We start from the raw sequence: 1185 nt of genomic DNA, 5'->3' as shown, positions 1-1185 counted from the left end.
GATCGCGACCAGCTTGAGAAGCCGCTCGGCGGTCCCGATCTGACTGTCTTCGAGCTTGAGGCCTTGTGTCTTCAAGATGCGGAAGAACTGCTCGATCAGCCACCGCCGCTTGTACCATTCGATAATGCGCCAGGCCTCTTCTGCATTCGTCACCGGATGCGTGGTGAGCAGCCGCCAGTGCAGCGGCTCGATCCCGGCCTGCGGCTCGATCTCGCGCACATCGACCAGGATCAAGGGTAGGCTTTTCGGCAGATGGCGCAGGAACTTGGTTTGCGGTCGGGCCAGTTCGACGGCGCCGAAGCGCAGATCGAGAAGCGCAGCCCGCTCAGGCCGTTGTGCTCGCGCAGGCAATACGATGGTCCGTTGTTCGATGCTGGTCATGGCCTCGCTGGCCGCATACAGGCCACAGCCATCCGCCAGCTTGCGATCATGCATGCTCCGGGCAATGACGTGGAACTGGTGTTCTGCGGCGCAGGCGTAGAGCGCGAAGATGTCGCTCTCGCGGTCGCCCAGCATGGTCACCATCGCAGCCTTCGCCAACAGCGGCTTGGCTGCCAGAGCGGTCGCGATCCAGCGTTGCGATTCTTTGTCCTTCAGATCGCGATTGTCGTGCGAGACGGTGCGGCGGCCCTGGCGGGTCCAGATCTCGCCGTGCAACAGGCCAAGGCAGCAGCCGCTTTCCGCGTCTGCGGCCAGCATCGGGTGCAGCAACACCCCGCGGGTGTTGCCATGACCGATCTCGCCCAAGCCACGCCGGTTTTGTGCCTTGGTGGCAAAATTGATCTCGCTGGTATCCTGGATCGCCAGCACATGGCGGCCTTCGGCCGCCATTACCGTACCATCGCTCCAGCTTTCGATTATCCGCGTCGTCGTCACCTTGGCATTGCCGAGAAAGCGGTTGAAGCGCACCTCCCGGGCACGCATGCCTCCTGCCAGCCGTCGCAGGCAGACATCCTTGCCCGCGACCATGCATTCGACGAGCGCCGCCCCCCTTTATCGAGGCGGAGATCCCCGAACCGACCTAATGACCAGTCAATTTGCGCCAGCATGTCGACACCTCCGCCAAAGCCGAAGTGCCGCAATATGAATCACACGAAATACCGATTCGGGAATCCCCACCCAACTAGATGTGTGCATGCCCTAGGGCGTTCGCCGGGACGACGGAGAGATTACACCCCGCTGAAC

General features: G+C 62.3%; 1 protein-coding gene. It reads right to left on the bottom strand.

The genetic code is table 11. The annotated features are described in order from the left end of the window. Positions 1-969: IS4 family transposase (locus tag ACJH6J_RS30455; protein ID WP_406805038.1), on the bottom strand; the 969-nt coding region annotated here is incomplete at its 3' end. Between the last annotated feature and the right edge of the window lie 216 nt (positions 970-1185).

Source organism: Mycobacterium sp. SMC-18, assembly GCF_045310895.1.
In the GTDB taxonomy this organism is placed as follows: domain Bacteria; phylum Actinomycetota; class Actinomycetes; order Mycobacteriales; family Mycobacteriaceae; genus Mycobacterium.
This window is presented reverse-complemented; position numbering and strand designations above follow the sequence as displayed.